This is a genomic window from Caulobacter sp. FWC26 (assembly GCF_002742645.2).
Classification (GTDB): domain Bacteria; phylum Pseudomonadota; class Alphaproteobacteria; order Caulobacterales; family Caulobacteraceae; genus Caulobacter.
The window spans coordinates 4,205,353-4,220,475 of the sequence record NZ_CP033875.1 but is presented as its reverse complement, the minus strand read 5'-3'; the positions used below and the strand labels follow the sequence as shown (position 1 = coordinate 4,220,475).

The 15,123-nt window shown below is 66.4% G+C and carries 12 protein-coding genes and 1 pseudogene; 12 read left to right on the top strand and 1 reads right to left on the bottom strand.

What is annotated here, in order from left to right:
• The first annotated feature begins 1 nt into the window (after position 1).
• From gspG to gspN, 8 genes are read left to right on the top strand one after another with little or no spacing between them, the layout of a single operon-like run.
• Positions 2-454: a type II secretion system major pseudopilin GspG gene (gene gspG, locus CSW63_RS21725; protein WP_062098839.1), complete on the top strand. Its 453-nt coding sequence runs from the start codon at positions 2-4 to the stop codon at positions 452-454.
• A gap of 58 nt (positions 455-512) precedes the next feature.
• Positions 513-926 (top strand): GspH/FimT family pseudopilin, encoded by a 414-nt coding sequence (locus CSW63_RS21720; RefSeq protein ID WP_062098837.1) that lies wholly within the window; start codon positions 513-515, stop codon positions 924-926.
• Positions 895-1,278: a type II secretion system minor pseudopilin GspI gene (gene gspI / locus CSW63_RS21715; protein WP_082749690.1), complete on the top strand. Its 384-nt coding sequence runs from the start codon at positions 895-897 to the stop codon at positions 1,276-1,278. Before CSW63_RS21720 ends, gspI begins: the two co-directional genes overlap by 32 nt.
• The gene (gspJ, locus tag CSW63_RS21710) at positions 1,275-1,865 is read left to right on the top strand and encodes a type II secretion system minor pseudopilin GspJ (protein ID WP_062098833.1); all 591 of its coding nucleotides are present in this window, start codon (positions 1,275-1,277) and stop codon (positions 1,863-1,865) included. The genes gspI and gspJ overlap by 4 nt, the downstream gene beginning before the upstream one ends.
• Positions 1,862-2,836, top strand: coding sequence for a type II secretion system minor pseudopilin GspK (gene gspK, locus CSW63_RS21705; protein WP_062098830.1), 975 nt, complete (start codon positions 1,862-1,864; stop codon positions 2,834-2,836). The genes gspJ and gspK overlap by 4 nt, the downstream gene beginning before the upstream one ends.
• On the top strand, positions 2,818-3,924 hold the full coding sequence (gene gspL, locus CSW63_RS21700) for a type II secretion system protein GspL (RefSeq protein WP_062098828.1): 1,107 nt from the start codon (positions 2,818-2,820) through the stop codon (positions 3,922-3,924). The genes gspK and gspL overlap by 19 nt, the downstream gene beginning before the upstream one ends.
• Positions 3,921-4,400: a type II secretion system protein M gene (locus CSW63_RS21695; protein WP_062098827.1), complete on the top strand. Its 480-nt coding sequence runs from the start codon at positions 3,921-3,923 to the stop codon at positions 4,398-4,400. Before gspL ends, CSW63_RS21695 begins: the two co-directional genes overlap by 4 nt.
• Positions 4,397-5,122: a type II secretion system protein N gene (gspN, locus tag CSW63_RS21690; protein WP_062098825.1), complete on the top strand. Its 726-nt coding sequence runs from the start codon at positions 4,397-4,399 to the stop codon at positions 5,120-5,122. The genes CSW63_RS21695 and gspN overlap by 4 nt, the downstream gene beginning before the upstream one ends.
• On the opposite strand, the gene CSW63_RS21685 is transcribed toward gspN, so the two are convergent.
• On the bottom strand, positions 5,111-5,872 hold the full coding sequence (locus tag CSW63_RS21685; RefSeq protein WP_062098823.1) for an A24 family peptidase: 762 nt from the start codon (positions 5,870-5,872) through the stop codon (positions 5,111-5,113). The genes gspN and CSW63_RS21685 overlap by 12 nt on opposite strands.
• 451 nt (positions 5,873-6,323) lie before the next feature.
• Here CSW63_RS21685 and CSW63_RS21680 point away from each other — a divergent pair, with 451 nt between their 5' ends.
• The 4 genes and pseudogenes from CSW63_RS21680 (at position 6,324) to CSW63_RS21665 (ending at position 14,816) form a co-directional block, all read left to right on the top strand.
• Positions 6,324-7,049 (top strand): family 1 glycosylhydrolase, encoded by a 726-nt coding sequence (locus CSW63_RS21680; RefSeq protein ID WP_062098821.1) that lies wholly within the window; start codon positions 6,324-6,326, stop codon positions 7,047-7,049.
• Between the two features lie 261 nt (positions 7,050-7,310).
• Positions 7,311-7,820, top strand: a pseudogene (locus CSW63_RS21675) (TetR/AcrR family transcriptional regulator); the annotation flags it as partial.
• A 234-nt stretch (positions 7,821-8,054) separates the two neighbouring features.
• On the top strand, positions 8,055-8,930 hold the full coding sequence (locus tag CSW63_RS21670; RefSeq protein ID WP_127847004.1) for a hypothetical protein: 876 nt from the start codon (positions 8,055-8,057) through the stop codon (positions 8,928-8,930).
• A gap of 531 nt (positions 8,931-9,461) precedes the next feature.
• Positions 9,462-14,816, top strand: coding sequence for a tandem-95 repeat protein (locus tag CSW63_RS21665; RefSeq protein ID WP_168193711.1), 5,355 nt, complete (start codon positions 9,462-9,464; stop codon positions 14,814-14,816).
• Positions 14,817-15,123 lie beyond the last annotated feature (307 nt).

The window sequence follows — 15,123 nt, the reverse complement described above, 5'->3', positions numbered from 1 at the left end:
CATGCCGAACCTCGATCCCGAGACGAGACGCCGCCGGGCCCGCCGGGCCGGTTTCACGCTGGTGGAGATGATGGTGGTCATCGTCATCCTGGGTCTTCTCGCCACGGTCGTGGCGATCAACGTGCTGCCCAACCAGGAAAAAGCCATGAAGGGTAAGGCGCGCGCCGACGTGTCCGTCCTGGAACAGGCGCTGGAGAGCTATCGTCTGGACAACTTCTCATTTCCGACGACCGAGCAAGGGCTGTCGGCCCTTGTCGCCCCGCCAGCGGGCCTGACCCAGGTCGATCGCTATCGTGAAGGCGGCTATATCCGCCGCCTGCCCAAGGACCCTTGGGGTAACGACTACCAGTACCGCGCGCCCGGCGCGCACGGCGCGATCGATGTCTACTCGTTCGGCGCGGACGGCCGCGAAGGCGGTGAGGGCAAGGACGCAGACATTGGCAACTGGAGCTGACGCCAGACGAGCCAAGAGGCGTCGCGTCGCGCGGGCGGGTTTCACCCTGGTCGAGCTCATGGTCGTGCTGATGATCATGGGCCTGCTGGCCACGGCGGTGATCCTGACCCTGCCTGACGGGAAGATGTCGCTGTCGCAGGAGAGCGCGCGGTTCGCCGCGCGGCTGCTGCGCGCGCGTGAGGAATCCCTGCTCACCAATCGCCAGGTCAGGGTCGAGGTCTCGTCCGCCGACTATCGGTTCGACATCCGGGACGGCCGCGGGTGGCGGGCGCTGGACAAGGCTCCATTCGTGACGACGGCGTGGGTGGAAGACACTCGGGTCGCCAGCCGCGATGGGGCGGGGGCCGTCATTTTTGAGCCAACCGGCCAGGCCAATGGGGCCGAGTTCAGCCTGGGGCGCGGCGGTTCTGGCTATGTGGTCAGCGTCGATGTCGCCGGAAATGTTGCTGTCCATGCCGCCCAGACGCTCTGAAGCCGGCTTCACGCTGATCGAGCTGCTGGTCGCCCTGGCGATCTTCAGTCTGGCGGTGTTGGCGCTCTTGAACCTGGCGGGCGAGAACACGCGCGCCAGCGGTCGGCTGCAGGATCGCATCCTGGCCGAGGTGGTGTTGGACAACCGCGCGATCGAGGCGGTGACCAGCGTGGCGCCGCCGGCCTTGGGCCGCGTCTCCGGAGCTGAACGGGTCGCTGGCCGCCCGTGGTTGTGGACTCGCCAAGTCAGCCGCACCGACGATCCCTCGATCCTGCGGGTCGACATCGCGGTCATGGCGCCGACATCCCGCCAGCCGGCTGCGGCGGTGACCCTGTTCAGGGCCGCGCGATGAAGGGCTTCACCCTGATCGAAATGATGGTGGCGCTGCTGATCTTCGCGCTGATCACCGCCGCCGGAGTCGCGGTGATGAACTCGACGCTTACCAACCAGAGCGCCGTCCGCGTTCGGGTGGAGCGTTATGCCGAGTTGCAGCGTATGCGGGCTATCGTGAAGGCCGATCTCTCACAGGCGGCGACACGCCGGACGCGCGGCGAGGACGGCGTCCCGGCGCTAACCGCTTTCGCGGGGGTCAGCCCCTGGGTGGCGGGCGGCCCCCTGCTGGCCTTCACGCGTCGCGGCTACGAGAATCCCGACCAGGCGCCGCGCGCCTCGATGCAGTATGTGGAGTACGCGCTGGTGGAGGGACGTCTGGAGCGCCGGACCCGCCCCGCGCTGGACGGCGCCCGGCTCGGACCCGCCCAGGTGCTGATGACCGACGTGGAGAGCGTCCAGTCCGCATATCTGTTCGACGGCGTCTGGCGTCCGACGTGGCGGGGCGAAGCGGGGGCGGACATTCCGACCGCCGTGCGCCTGAACGTGAAGCTCAAGGACCTGGGTGACATCGACCAGCTCTTCCTCACCTCGGGAGAGGGGCGATGAAGCGGGAGGACGAGAAGGGCGCGGCGCTGCTGACCGTCATGCTGATGGTCGCGGTGATCTCGGTGATCGCGGTCGGCGTTCTGGACGACATCCGGTTCGGTGTGCGCCGCACGCTGAACGCGCGGATCGCCAGCCAGGCTCAATGGTACGCCCTGGGCGCTGAACAACTGGCCCGCACCCGCATCGCTCAGTTGATGGAGCGCGACGCGGGCAAGACCACGCTTGAGGGCGGCTGGAACGGGCGGGTGATCGCGTTCCCGATCGACCAGGGCCGCATGGAGGCGAAGGTCACCGACGCCACGGGCTGCTTCAACCTCAATAGCGTGGTCGAGGCCAACCAGGGCGAGCCTTTCCGCCGGCGCGAGCTGGGGGTTCGGCAGTTCACGACCTTGCTGTCCCTGGTGGGGGTCTCCGGCGGGCCGGAGCTCGCGGAAAATCTCGCAGAGTGGATGGACAGCAACGATGTCGGCCGCACCGACGCGGAAGACCCGGGCTATGCGAAGCTGGCGCAGCCTTACAGGACTGCGGGCGGGCCTCTGGCCGAGGTGAGCGAGCTCCGGGCGGTGCGTGGCTTCACGCCCGGCGTCTACGCCGCGCTTCGTCCCTATGTCTGCGCCCTGCCGACGACGGACCTGTCGCCCATCAACGTCAACACCCTCCCGCCCGAACGCGCGCTCCTGCTGACAGCGTTGACCGAGGGGCGCATCAGCCGCGAGACGGCGGCCAGCGTGCTCCACAGCCGCCCCGCCGCGGGCTGGCCCGACGCCCAGGCGTTCTGGGGCCAGCAAGCCCTGGTCGCCACGCCGCCCGGCGACGTGGTGCGCGACCAGATCAAGTTCCGCACCCGGTACTTCGCCTTGGACAGCCAAGTCGTCTTCGCCGACATGCCGGTGTTCATGACCGCCCTCTTCGAAACGCCGTCGGCCAACAAGGTGATCTTGGCCGCCCGACGTTGGACGCCCGACGAATGACCTTGCTCAGCCTTCTAATCCTGCCCGCCGCACCCGACGAGCCGGCGCAACTTCTTCAGGACTTTGGCCTGTCGGCCACGCGGCGGCCGCTGGCGCCTGACGAGCGTCTCGACGACGTCGGCCCGGTGATCCTGGTCGCGCCTGGCGAGGACGTCGTGGCGCGCTGGATGGACCTGCCGCTCGGCAGCCCGGCCCAGGCGCGATCGGCGGCCGCCTTCCGCCTGGAGGACGAAGTCGCCCTTGGGGGCGATGACCTGCATATCGCCGTCGGGGATGCCGATCAGGCGGGTCGAACGCTCGTGGCCTGGACTGCCCGGCGCACGCTACAGGCCTGGCTGGACGCCGCCCAGGCGTACGGACTTTCCGTCGATGCCGTCATTCCCGACTATCTTCTATTGCCCGAGACCGAAGACGGCGTCCTGGTGGTGGGGCGGCTGGGGCGGCGGTTGGCGTTGCGCGAACCGGGCAAGGCGCTGAGCGCAGATCCCGAACTGGCGGCCCTGCTGCTCGACGGGCGCGAGCACCGCATCCTCGACGGCAAGGCGCTCGACGCTCAACTGATCGCCGGTGCGCGCTCCCCGGCCATCAACCTGCTGCAAGGGCGCTTCGCCGTCCGCCGGCCTGGCGAGCAAAAGGGTATGAAGCGCCTGGCGATCCTGGCGGCGGCGGCGGTGCTTTCGCCACTGTTGCTGCTGATCGTGCAGATCGCCCATGACCAGTGGACGGCCAACGGCCTGGAGCGCCGCGCCGCCAAGCTGGCGGTCTCGCTCGTGCCGCAAGCCTCCCGTTATGAAGACGCGACGGGCTACGCCCTGACTCGGCTGGCTGCGAGTCAGAGCGGTCAAGGGTTCGGCGCGCTCGCCGCCAGTTATCTCGGCATGGTCGAGTCCGTCCCCGGTGTGACGTTGGACACTCTGGTCTATGGCGAGGAGGGGGCGATCCGCTCGACGATCGGCTACGCCAACTACTCGGACATGGACCAACTGCGCATGGCCGCCAAGCGGTTTGGCCTGGAGCTGACCGAGCAAAGCACCGCCAGCGAGGGCGGGCGGATCAGCAGCGATCTCATCGTGAGGAGAAAGCCGTGAACGGACGACTCGAAGCCGCCCGTCTCTGGTGGGCGGCGCGCACCGGACGCGAGCAGGTCCTGCTGGCGGTCATGACCGCGGCGCTCGTCGCGGTGCTGGGCTGGTATGGCGTCATCACGCCGCTGATGGCCACGTCACAGGCCGCGCGGGTTCGCGTTGAAAAGGCCTCGGTTCAATGGGCCACCCTGCGGGGTCTTTCGGCCGGCGCCAGCCGGTCAGCCGCCTCGGGCGGCGCCGCGCCGCAGGCGGTGGTCGAGGCCGCCGCGAGCAAGGTCGGCCTCCCGATCTCACGCCACCGCCAGGACGCCAACGGCCGCTTCACCATCTGGATCTCCGCGATCGACGCCAAGATCCTCCTGCCCTGGACCGCGAGCCTGGAGCGCGATGGCGGCGTCAAGGTCACCGATTTCACCGCCTCGCGCCTGGATAACGGTCTCATCGAGGCGGAGATCACCTTCGCGCGCGCCGCGCCATGAGTAATCGATTCCTCATCGCGGCGCTTATCGTCGCCACCCTGATCATGACCGCGGCGCTCGCGCCGATGAGTCTGCTCACCGAGCGCTTGGCCAGAACCGAAGCGTTCGGCGCGGCGGGCGTGAGCGGCGCCGTCTGGAACGGCCGCTTGAAAGACGTGACCCTCGCGGGCGCTCCGATCGGAACCTGGAGGGGCGGGCTCAACCCCTTGGCCCTGGTCACGGGTCAGGTTCGGATGGGCCTGAGGCATGACAAGGCGGGTTCGGATCAACGAGCGACCTTGCTGCTCAGCGGCCGCGACAAGGGCGTAGAGCGCCTCAGTCTGCGGACCTCCGCCGACCTAGCGCCCCTCGGGCTGCCGCTCACCGGGGATGTCGCCCTGCGAGATGTTTCGGCGGTCTTTCGGAACGGACGGTGCGCGCGGGCTGGCGGCGACACGCGCCTACGGCTGATCGGCGATGGTCCCTTGCGTGGCGCGGTGCTCAGCGGTGTCGCCGTCTGCCGCGCCGACACCTGGACCACCACGCTCAGCGGGCGGGCCGCAGGCGCGGACCTGACGCTGAGCGGCCGTGTGCAGGGCGATGGCCGCTATCAACTGGAGATGTCTGCCGCAACGACGGATCCGGATCTGATCCAGGGCCTGGTGGCCAGCGGCTTCGTCCGCGACGCGACAGGCGCTCGGCGGTCGGTCGATGGCCGGCTGGTCCCTCCGTCAGCGAAGTAGCGCGTGTAACGGGCCCCAGAGCCAGGTCAGCCACGCCCCGACCGCTAGGAATGTTCCAAACGGAAGCTGCTGGTCGGCGGCGAAGCGGCGTCGGACAATCGCCTGCGCGATCGCCACGCTGAGGCCGGCGACGCAGGACCAGATCAGCACCGACGGCAGGCCTTGCCAGCCGACCCAGGCGCCGATCGCGCCGAGCAGGCGCGGATCCCCGCCGCCCAGGCCGTCAAACCCTCGGACCCGCTTGTAAAGCCAGGCGATCAAGGCCAGCCCTCCATAGCCCACTGCCGCGCCGACGAAGGGCGTCCAGGTCGGGACCTCACCGATCATGAGCGTCGCGATCGCCCCCAGGGCGCCGAACGGCAGGGTCAGCCTGTCGGGAAGCCAGAGGTGCTCGGCGTCGATCGTCGCAATCAGCAGCAGCGCCCAGCCGAAAAGCGCGGTTACCGCAACCAATCCCCCGGAGAAGGTGAGCGCGCTCCATGCCGCGATCAGCAGACATCCGGCCTCAAGCAGGGGGTAGCGCCAGGGTATGGCCGCTCCGCAGGTCCTGCAGCGCCCGCGCAGCGCCAGGAAACTGAACAGCGGGACCAGATCGATCAAGCCCAGTTGACGTCCGCACGCATCGCAAGCTGATCGTGACATCGCCCAAGGACGCTCCGCCGGCAGGCGTAGCGTCAGCAGGCCGATGAAGCTGCCGACAAAGGGCGCGAAGATCAGGGCCGAAACGGCCCAGAGCTGTTCGATGGTCAAGAGAGGCTCGTCCGAAGGTGATAGGAGCCTTGGCCTAGAGCTGTCCGAACAACAATCGCCTAAGCGGCGAAGGGATGAAATTTTATGGCGTCGCTCACCCTAACCGACTCAGCGCCTCGCGCGGGGACGGTCGATCGACTGACAGGCTTTGGATGAGGGCGCCGCGCCCCTTCAGCGCCTTATGGGTCTGCAGGAGATCGGGTGATGTCGGTCGATCTCCCGCCCAAGAACAGACGTTTATATCCGCAGCCGAGCAACCTAGTCGAACGCAGCGTTGGTTCGCTACCGTCCCGGCGCCCAGCGTGCTGAATGCCCGCTTACGGGAGCGAAGCTAACGGCAGCAACCAGGCCAGCGCCTCCTTTCGGCTCGAGGTCTCATTCGGCAGCCGTGCGAAGATTGCCGCGGTTCCACCATTTTACGATCCCGCTATGGCTCGCCCGGCGCGGCGGCATGACCTGCGATGCGTTTCCGGCGCTCTTCGCACGCTACTGCGAGACGGTGACGCGATCACTTCGCGGCCTCGTCGTCGTCTGCTCGATGAACGAGATGAACGTGCCCCTGATCATTCACGACGTGGCGCGCGACCTGCTGTCAGGTCCTGAAGGGGAGGCTAGGCGCGCCGCTGCAGAGCGGGCGCTCGGCGCGCCGATCAGCAGTAATTTCCTGTTCACGCCCCCTGATGCGTTGGTCCGTAACGGACTGGGCGCCCACGCTACGGGTCGAGATGCGATCAAGGCCGTGCGGCCTGACGTGCAGGTGGGGGTCACGCTCTCCTTGCAGGATGAACAGGCCGAGCCGGGCGCCGAGGCCGTGCGCGACGCCCGCCGCACGCCGGTGCTGGTTACCGAAAACGGCTTTTCAGGCGACGATGACGAGCGCCGCTGCGCCTTTGTCGGCGAGTCGCTTGATCACCTTCAAAGGGCGATCGCCGATGGCGTCGACATGCGCGGCTACTTCGATTGGTCGCTGCTGGACAACTACGAATGGATGTCCGGCTACGGTCCCAAGTTTGGGATCGTTGGCGTTGACCGCTCGACGCAACGACGCATGATCAAGCCCTCGGCCTTGACCTACGGCGCGATCGCGCGGGCGGGCGCTATCGGCGCCGTCGAGGCGCGGTCCGCCATGACCTCCCCGTCACCCCTGCGCGCCGCTACGCCTCTGGGCATCGGGTAGCGGCATTCGCCATTGGATCTGGGGCGAGCGCGCTTGGGGGGCGCACTCGCCCCAGGGGAGGGAGCGCGGGGCGCTGCGGGCGAGGTTCCAGACTTCTCTGACGTGGCGTACAAAAGCCGGATGAGTTCAGAGACGGCGCAGAGCGCGCGACCTCCAAAGCGGCCGCGTCGGACCCAGGAACAGCGTAGCGCTGAGACGCGCGCGGCCCTCTTCGAGGCGGCTGTTCGTACTATCGACAGATAAGGTTGCGCTGGGGCCAATACAGCCCTGATCGCCGATGAGGCGGGGGTGACGCGTGGGACGATCAACCACCATTTCGCCAGTCGCGCAGCCTTTATGGCCGAGGTCATGCGCTGGGTTTTCGAGCGCGAAACCGAGATCTTCCGAACGCTCATCCAAGATCGCCGCGCAGGCGCCCGGGTAAGCGACTGGCCAGCGCTGCTTTGGGATGTGTTCTCCCGCCCGTCTGGCGTTGCGGTTCTCGAAATCCTGGTGGCCTCCAGAAGCGATCCGGAACTGGCTGAGCTCGTCACGCCGATGCAGGCCGAGGTTGAGCTGACCGGGGCCATGAATTTCGCCCAGAGGATCGGCGCCAGGGACGTCGATATGCCGACGATCCGAATGGTCGTCTGGGCGATCCGCGGCATGACCCTCGGGCGGGCCTTCACCGGCGACGCGGCGGGCATGGAGGGGGCGGTGGCGCAACTGGCGCGGCTCATCGAACGCGCAGCGCCAAGTGGAAGCTTCGAGGAACTGGCCGGGCCGCCGTGAACTCATCGACGATTCTCGCGTGAGCGATACCTCCCAGAGGCGTGGGGCGGCCCAGGCCTTGGAGGTGGTTCAGGCGGCTTATTGACGTGGAGTACGGCAGCCGCGCCTATGCAGATCGCCGAGATCTCTTAGGGCATGTTCAATGTTCCCGCTCTCAAAGAGCACGGCGGTTCAACGACATGGTGACGTTTGCTCTTTAGAAGTAGGCGACATGGAGCTGACGTGGACTAGGACGTGAACACCCCATCACAAGTCTCAAGCGCGCCGGACGGGCCGGTCATCTGTCCCATCAACGCGCATCCTGGTTTCGCTGCGGCCGTACGCCATTCTACGACCGGTCCGCTGGCGCTTCTCGACCGTGACCCTAGCTTCTACCGTTGTATCGGCGACATCCCGAGCTACGCGCTGGGCGTACTCGCGCTTTATCTGCATTCGACCGACCGGCTGTACCACCGGGGTCTTCGAAACGTCGCCAAAGATCTTTTTAGTCCCGGCCGCGCCACTGCCATTCTTTCACGAATGCAAACGATAGGCTTGATCGTACCGATCGACGCCTTTGAGAAAGGACGGCAACGGCGCTACAGCCCGGCGCCAGCGATGATCGAGGCCTTCCGCGCCTGCTATTTGATCGAACTTCAAAGCCTCGCAATGATCGACGCCCGCGCCGGCGCCCTAGTCGAAGCCTTTGACGACCCCGCGATCTTCGACGGGATCATCGCCTTTCTGGCCAGCAGCCATCTAGCGGCGCCGACTTTGGATCAGGAGCTCATCGACCCGATGGGAGGCGTCGGTCGCCGATCAATGGGTCTGATGCTCAGCTACGCTCTGGCGGAGGCGGCGTTCAGGGCGGGGCTGCCTCGCGCGGCGGGCAGGATTGAGATCACGGTGTCCAGCCTCGCGAGGCGTCTGGGCATATCCAGGCCGCACTGCCGTCGAGTTTTGATTCTGTTGCAGGACGCGGGACTGGTTTCTGTCGACCAGAAAGCCAATGCGGTGACCCTCATGCCCGCCTTCGCCGAGGCTTTGGACGTTTACTTCGTTGGGATGTTCAACGCTCTGCTGGCGGCGGTCCGCCATGTGAGCGTCGAACGGCTCTGCGGATCCCATTAGTCTGGCGATTCATTCAGGCGATACTGCAAAGCGCAGTTAAATATTATCGAAACATGTCGATGACCCCACTGGGTGGGCTCTCAATCGATGTGAGTTATCCGACCCGAAGTGTGTCAAATGTGTTCAGTTGCGGGCGCGACTGATTTTTTCTTACTGACCAAATGGGGGCGGTTACTCACGCATTAAAGATAAAATGCCACGCCCCCTGCCAATTCCGTTCGCGATCGGCGCGCGGAACGTGTCGGGTTTTGGTCGGGGTGCGTCTTGCCGAGGGTGTTCAGAGGACTTGAGCGATTCGGCGCGCGGCTGGGGGCGGCGCTATCGCGAGCGATAAAGGGGGCTGCGCTTTCGGGGCGAGCCCTAGTTCGAGTCCCGGGCGCCGCAGGCGGATCAAAACCGTCGACCCTGGCTGCCGTTCGAGCCGGATCTCGCTCGGGGTTCGGCGGGGCCATCGTCCTTGCGGTAGCCGTTCTCGGTGGGCTGGCGTCGCCGTCGTCCTTGATGGCGCAGACGGCCACGACGACGACATTGATGTCCACCCAGAACCCTTCGGTTGTAAACCCTTACGGGTCGCCGAGCGGCGTTACCCTATACGTCACGATCTCGCCCAATCCCGGCAGCGGCAACGGCAGTGTCCGGTTCACCGACAATGGCGCGGATATCAGTGGCTGTACGTCGGTTCAGGTGCAGTCCGGCGTCGCGAGTTGCTCGATGGGCGGCGGGCTGCCGATGGGAACCCGCAGCATCGTCGCCTACTACTCGGGCGGCACGGGATATGCCGCTTCCGTGTCTTCAACCCTGACGCAGTATTCGGTGCGCGGGCCTTCGGTGGCCGCCAGCTACGCCGCCAGCTCGATCCGGCAGGATCAGTCGACGACCCTGACGATCACTTTGACAAACCCGAACACCGTCGCGCTTGGCGGCGTGAGGCTGCCCGCGACCGACCTTTCGAGTTTTTCGGGAGCAACCATAAGCCTCGGCGCAGGCACCTGCTCGTCGTCGCCCCGCATAGATTTCGGCGAAGTATCCCTGAGCAATCAGACGCTCGCCGCCAACAGTTCCTGCACCGTCGTCGTCAACATTCCCGCAGGCCAACCCACCGGGACGAGATACGTCAATCCGCAGTCTCCAACCGCCACGACCGCAAACGGCGTCAGTGGTTTCAGTCTCACGGGCTCGAGCGGCGGTCAGCAGAACCTGACCGTTACCGCGGGCGTTCCCGCCCCACCCACCATCACCGTCAGCCGGACAACATTTCCCGGCGCCATCGCCGTCGGCGGGACCACCCAACTGACGTTCACGCTGAGCAACCCGAACGCGTTTCTGATCACTGGCGTCGGGACGACGCTGACCTTGCCGAGCGAGTTGGTCATTCATCAGAACTCAGGATCCGATTTCACCACCACCTGCACCAACGCGTCCTTGTTAGGCTCTACGGGCGGCGGCTCGGTGAGGCTCATCGGCGGGCGGATAAGCGCCAACGGTTCCTGCACTTTCACCGTCACGGTTCGCGGCGCGTCGGCCGGTTCGGTAAGCGTTCCGACGGGCGCCCCCAGCGCGACTAACGCCGCTGCGGGCGCAGAGGGCTCTCCTCTCGCGATCACGGTGAACCCCACCCTCACGGTCACCCAAGCGGTGGCGTCCACGGTCCTGACCCAAAACGTCGCGGCGACGGCCTTCACGCCTGTGACCGCTTCGGGAGGCGCGGGACCACTGACCTATGCGATCACCTCCGGCGGCGCCCTGCCAACCGGTCTGATCTTCTCCACCTCGACGGGCCAGATCAGTGGCACACCCACGAGCACGAAAGCTCGGACCACCTATAATGTCACGGTGACCGATCAGTCTGTCCCGACAGCGATCACCGGCACCACGACCTTTGATCTGACGGTCAATGCGGCGTTCACCCCGACCCCGACGCTGACCTTCGCCACGCCGACCTCGGCCAGCGTGACCATGGGCGGCTCGCTGACGAATGCGGCGACCTCGACCCTCAGCGGCGGAAACTTTGGCGCGATCAGCTATGCCTCAAGCGACCCGGGTATCGCCACGGTTAGCGCCAGTGGTGTGGTCACTCCGGTCGGCGTCGGCGCCGCGACCATCACCGCGACCCAAGCAGCGGTGGCGGGTGTCAACGCTCAGGCTTCTCAAACCTATGTTCTAACCGTCGCCTTGCCCCCAGCCCCGACGGTCGCGTCGACATCCGTCGATGTGGCCTATAATTCGCCAGGGCAAGCGGTCAGTTTGCCGGTGAGTGGTCAATACACCGCGCTTGCGATCTCAAGCGCGCCCACGAATGGCAAGGTGAGCGTCAACGGCGCGACGGCGACCTACATTCCGACGCCGGGCTTTTCGGGCGGGGACAGCTTTACCTACATAGCCACAGGCCTGGGTGGCGCCTCTGCCCCAGCGACTGTGACCCTGCGGGTGGTTCCGCCCGGGGCTCCGACGGTCGCGGCGATTTCCGTTAGCGTGGCGTACAATTCGCCGGGGCAGACCTTCAACTTGCCGGCGAGCGGCGAGTTCACCGCGCTCACGGTCGCGAGCGCGTCTGCGAACGGCAGGGTGACGATCAGCGGCACGACGGCGACCTATGTTCCGACCCCGGGCTTTTTCGGCGCAGACAGCTTCACCTACTCGGCCAGTGGCCCTGGCGGCGCATCGAATGCAGCGACTGTAACGCTGGACGTGGCTCGACCCGACGCACCGACGGCGTTGGCCGCCTCAGCGAATGTCGCCTTTAACTCATCGGGCCAGACCGTTGCTCTGCCGACGAGCGGCGCGGTCACCGCGCTTGCGCTCTTGACCGACCCGATAAACGGCAAGGTGACCATCAACGGCGCGACGGCGACCTACGTCCCGACCCCGGGCTTTTTCGGCGCCGACAGTTTCACCTATACGGCGACAGGCCCCGGCGGCACGTCGTCTCCGGCGGCCGTGACCCTGACGGTCGCGCGGCCTGAGCCGCCAACCGTTGCGGCCGTCTCCGCCGATGTCGCCTATAACTCAGTCGGGCAGGCGGTCAGCCTGGCGGCGAGCGGCGTGTTCACCGCGCTGACGGTCGCCACCGCGCCCACGAACGGCAAGGTGACGATCAGCGGCACGACCGCGCTCTACGTCCCGACCCCGGGCTTCTCCGGCTCTGACAGCTTTACCTATACGGCTACAGGCCCTGGCGGCGGTTCGGCTCCCGCGACTGTGACCCTGACCGTGGCGTCGCCTCGGACTTTAACGGTCGCGGCCGCCTTTGCCGATGTCGCTTACAACTCACCGGGCCAGGCGGTCAGCCTGAAAGCGACCGGCGCCTTCACTGCGCTTGTTGTCGCGACCGCGCCCACGAACGGTACAGTGACGATCAACGGCGTGACCGCGGTCTATGTCCCAACCCCGGGATTTTCGGGTGGGGACAGTTTCACGTATTTTGCTACAGGCCCGGGCGGCGTGTCGCCTCCCGCGACGGTCACCCTGACAGTGGCCCGGCCAGACGCGCCGACGGTCGCGGCAGACTCCGTCAATGTCGCCTTTAACTCGGCGGGCCAGACGGTCAGACTGGCGGCGAGCGGCGTGTTCACCGCGCTTACGGTCGCAACCGCGCCCACGAACGGCAAGGTGACGATCAACGGCGCGACGGCGATCTATGTGCCGAACCCCGGCTTTTTCGGCGCTGACAGCTTCACCTACACGGCCACCGGTCCGGGCGGCACGTCAGCTCCGGCGACAATTACTCTTGCGGTCGCGCGCCCGCCGCCGGCGCCGGTGGTGGTAAGTCTGCCCGCGACCGCGACGACGGCAGTTGTCCCGTCTGCGGCAGGCGGCTCAGGGGCGTCGGTTACGGTCGATTTGACCACCGTCGCAACGGGTAGCGTGACGGGATTTGAAGTCACCGCGCCGGGCCAATATGGCCAAGTGGCGATCGAGGAGGTGATCTTGGGCTCGTCGATGGCGCTGGCCGAGGACGTCGCGCGCCCCAGCCGGCCGCGTTCTAGTTCGATGCTCGGCTACCGCCTCCGTTACACGCCGAATCCTGGGTTCATGGGCGTGGATACGGTGACCCTGGTTGCTGTGGGACAGGGGGGACGTTCAGCGCCGGTCGTGTTTACCTTCAATGTCCCGGGTAAGGCTCCGGATCTAAGCGCTCGGGTGCTGTCCAGCGGCTCGGTGACTCTGACCCCGACGACGGGCGTAATCGGGGGGCCATTCCAAGGCCTGCGGATCATCCGCGCTCCGGCTTTCGGGACGGCGATAACTTCGGGGTTGACCCTGGTGTTCGCGCCCGGCGCGGGTGGGAGCGGCGCAGCGTCGCTAGACTACGTGGTGGAGTTGCCGTTCGGATCCTCCGGGGTTGGGCGTATCGATCTGCAGGCAGATCCAGTCCCCGTCGTGGCTCCGATCAAGATCACGACACAGGCGGGCCGTCCGGTCACCACCAGCGTGACCGCGAACGCCCAAGGCGGCCCATTCATCTCCGCCGCCGTCGTCAGTCTGTCGGTTCCCAGCGCCGGGAAGGCTACCCTGACGGCGGGCGGCTCGGCGGGGGCGCGGACCTATGATCTCACCTTCACGCCGGATGGCCAGTTCGCCGGCCAAGTGGACGTCAGATTCACTCTTTCGAACGCCTTCGCGACCTCGACCGGCTTGGTTCAAATCACGGTAGAGCCCCGTCCGGACCCTTCGCGGGATCCTGATACGCGCGCCCTGATTTCCGGCCAGGCCGATACGGCCTGGCGCTTCGCCCGCGCCCAGACCGAGAACTTCAGCCGGCGTCTTGAGCAAATACGCGGCGGCGACAATCGAAGCCAGAACGGGCTATCGGTGAACATGGGCGCCTTCAGGGACACTAAGCGCACGCCCAATGTTGAGTTTCAGCAGCAGTTGGGTCTGGACGTGGACGAGCAGGGTCGCTCTCCGCGCGACCGGGCCTACCAGGCGGAGGAGCGAGCCTTCCTCGACGGCTTCAAGATGCGTAGCGCCGCTCTGGCCTCATCCGCGTCAGATGCGGACGACGACAGCGGGCTGTCTGACCCGGCGTCCAGCCCGAAGGCGCGGGTTGGATCGCCGTCCAAGGTCGGGGTGTGGGCGGGTGGCGGCCTGGACTGGGGTCATCGCGACGCCCAGGGCCTGCGCGACACCCGATTCAGCACCTCGGGCGTGAGCGGGGGCGCCGACTTGAAGGTCAACGACAACCTGATCTTGGGCGGCGGCTTTGGATATGGCGGTGATCGCACCCGCATCGGCAGCCAAGGCACGGCGTTTGACAGCGAGACCCTGGTCGGCGTGCTCTACGGAAGCTGGCGCGCCGCGCCCGACCTGCACCTGGAAGGGTTGATCGGCTACGGGCGGTTGGACTACGGCTCCCGTCGCTGGTCGCCCGAGGAGTCTGGCTTCGCTCTTGGCCGGCGATCGGGGAATCTCACCTTCGGCTCGGTTGGCCTGGCCTATGATCGCCGGTCCGGCCGTAGGGCCCGGTCGCTCTATGGCCGGATGGAGACCAGTCGGGCCTCGCTCGCAGCCTTCACCGAAACGGGGGCCGGTATCTCCGCCTTGCACTATCAGGCGATCACCCCCGCGACCGTGACCGGCAACTTGGGTGTCAAGCTGGAATGGATCGTCGAGGCTCGGACATTCGTCTTCGCACCGTCGGCCCGGATGGAATGGCGCCATGAGTTTCAACAGCCTGGCGACCAGACGATATCCTACGCCGACTGGCTAGACGGCCCGCTCTATAACGTCAGCCTCGACGGCTGGTCGCGCGATAGCTTGGCGCTCGAGTTGGGCGGGCGCTGGACGCTCGGTGACAACCTCGACATCGACGCCTCCTACCGCAGCACCCTGGTGTCAAACGGGTCCAGCCAAGGATTGCATTTAAAGCTCATCGCGCGGTTCTGATCGCGAGCAGGGAGAGAGCCGCTCGATGGGGCTCTGGAGACGTTCGAGAAGATCAATCTTCAGCGCATCAGTTTGCTGGCTTGGGCATGGCCCGGAGCGCGGTGCGGCTCCATGGAAGGTCGACTTGCTGGAGGCCCTGAAACATCCGCTTATGGCGCGTACCTGCCATGCGCGCGTGTCTAACGAGGTTGGCTTGCTTCCGGATCGAGGAAGGCGGTGCGCTTCTGCGGATATCTAGGGGGGGCAGTTTGCTTCCGGCATGCTTCCGGGAGAAATGACTACCAAGCTCGTCCTAAGATGGGCTGGG

Coding starts and splice junctions, on each gene's coding strand:
- gspG (WP_062098839.1), top strand. CDS start 2: ATGCCGAACCTCGATCCCGAGACGAGACGCCGCCGGGCCCGCCGGGCC.
- CSW63_RS21720 (WP_062098837.1), top strand. CDS start 513: ATGGTCGTGCTGATGATCATGGGCCTGCTGGCCACGGCGGTGATCCTG.
- gspI (WP_082749690.1), top strand. CDS start 895: ATGTTGCTGTCCATGCCGCCCAGACGCTCTGAAGCCGGCTTCACGCTG.
- gspJ (WP_062098833.1), top strand. CDS start 1,275: ATGAAGGGCTTCACCCTGATCGAAATGATGGTGGCGCTGCTGATCTTC.
- gspK (WP_062098830.1), top strand. CDS start 1,862: ATGAAGCGGGAGGACGAGAAGGGCGCGGCGCTGCTGACCGTCATGCTG.
- gspN (WP_062098825.1), top strand. CDS start 4,397: ATGAGTAATCGATTCCTCATCGCGGCGCTTATCGTCGCCACCCTGATC.
- CSW63_RS21680 (WP_062098821.1), top strand. CDS start 6,324: ATGACCTGCGATGCGTTTCCGGCGCTCTTCGCACGCTACTGCGAGACG.
- CSW63_RS21665 (WP_168193711.1), top strand. CDS start 9,462: ATGTCCACCCAGAACCCTTCGGTTGTAAACCCTTACGGGTCGCCGAGC.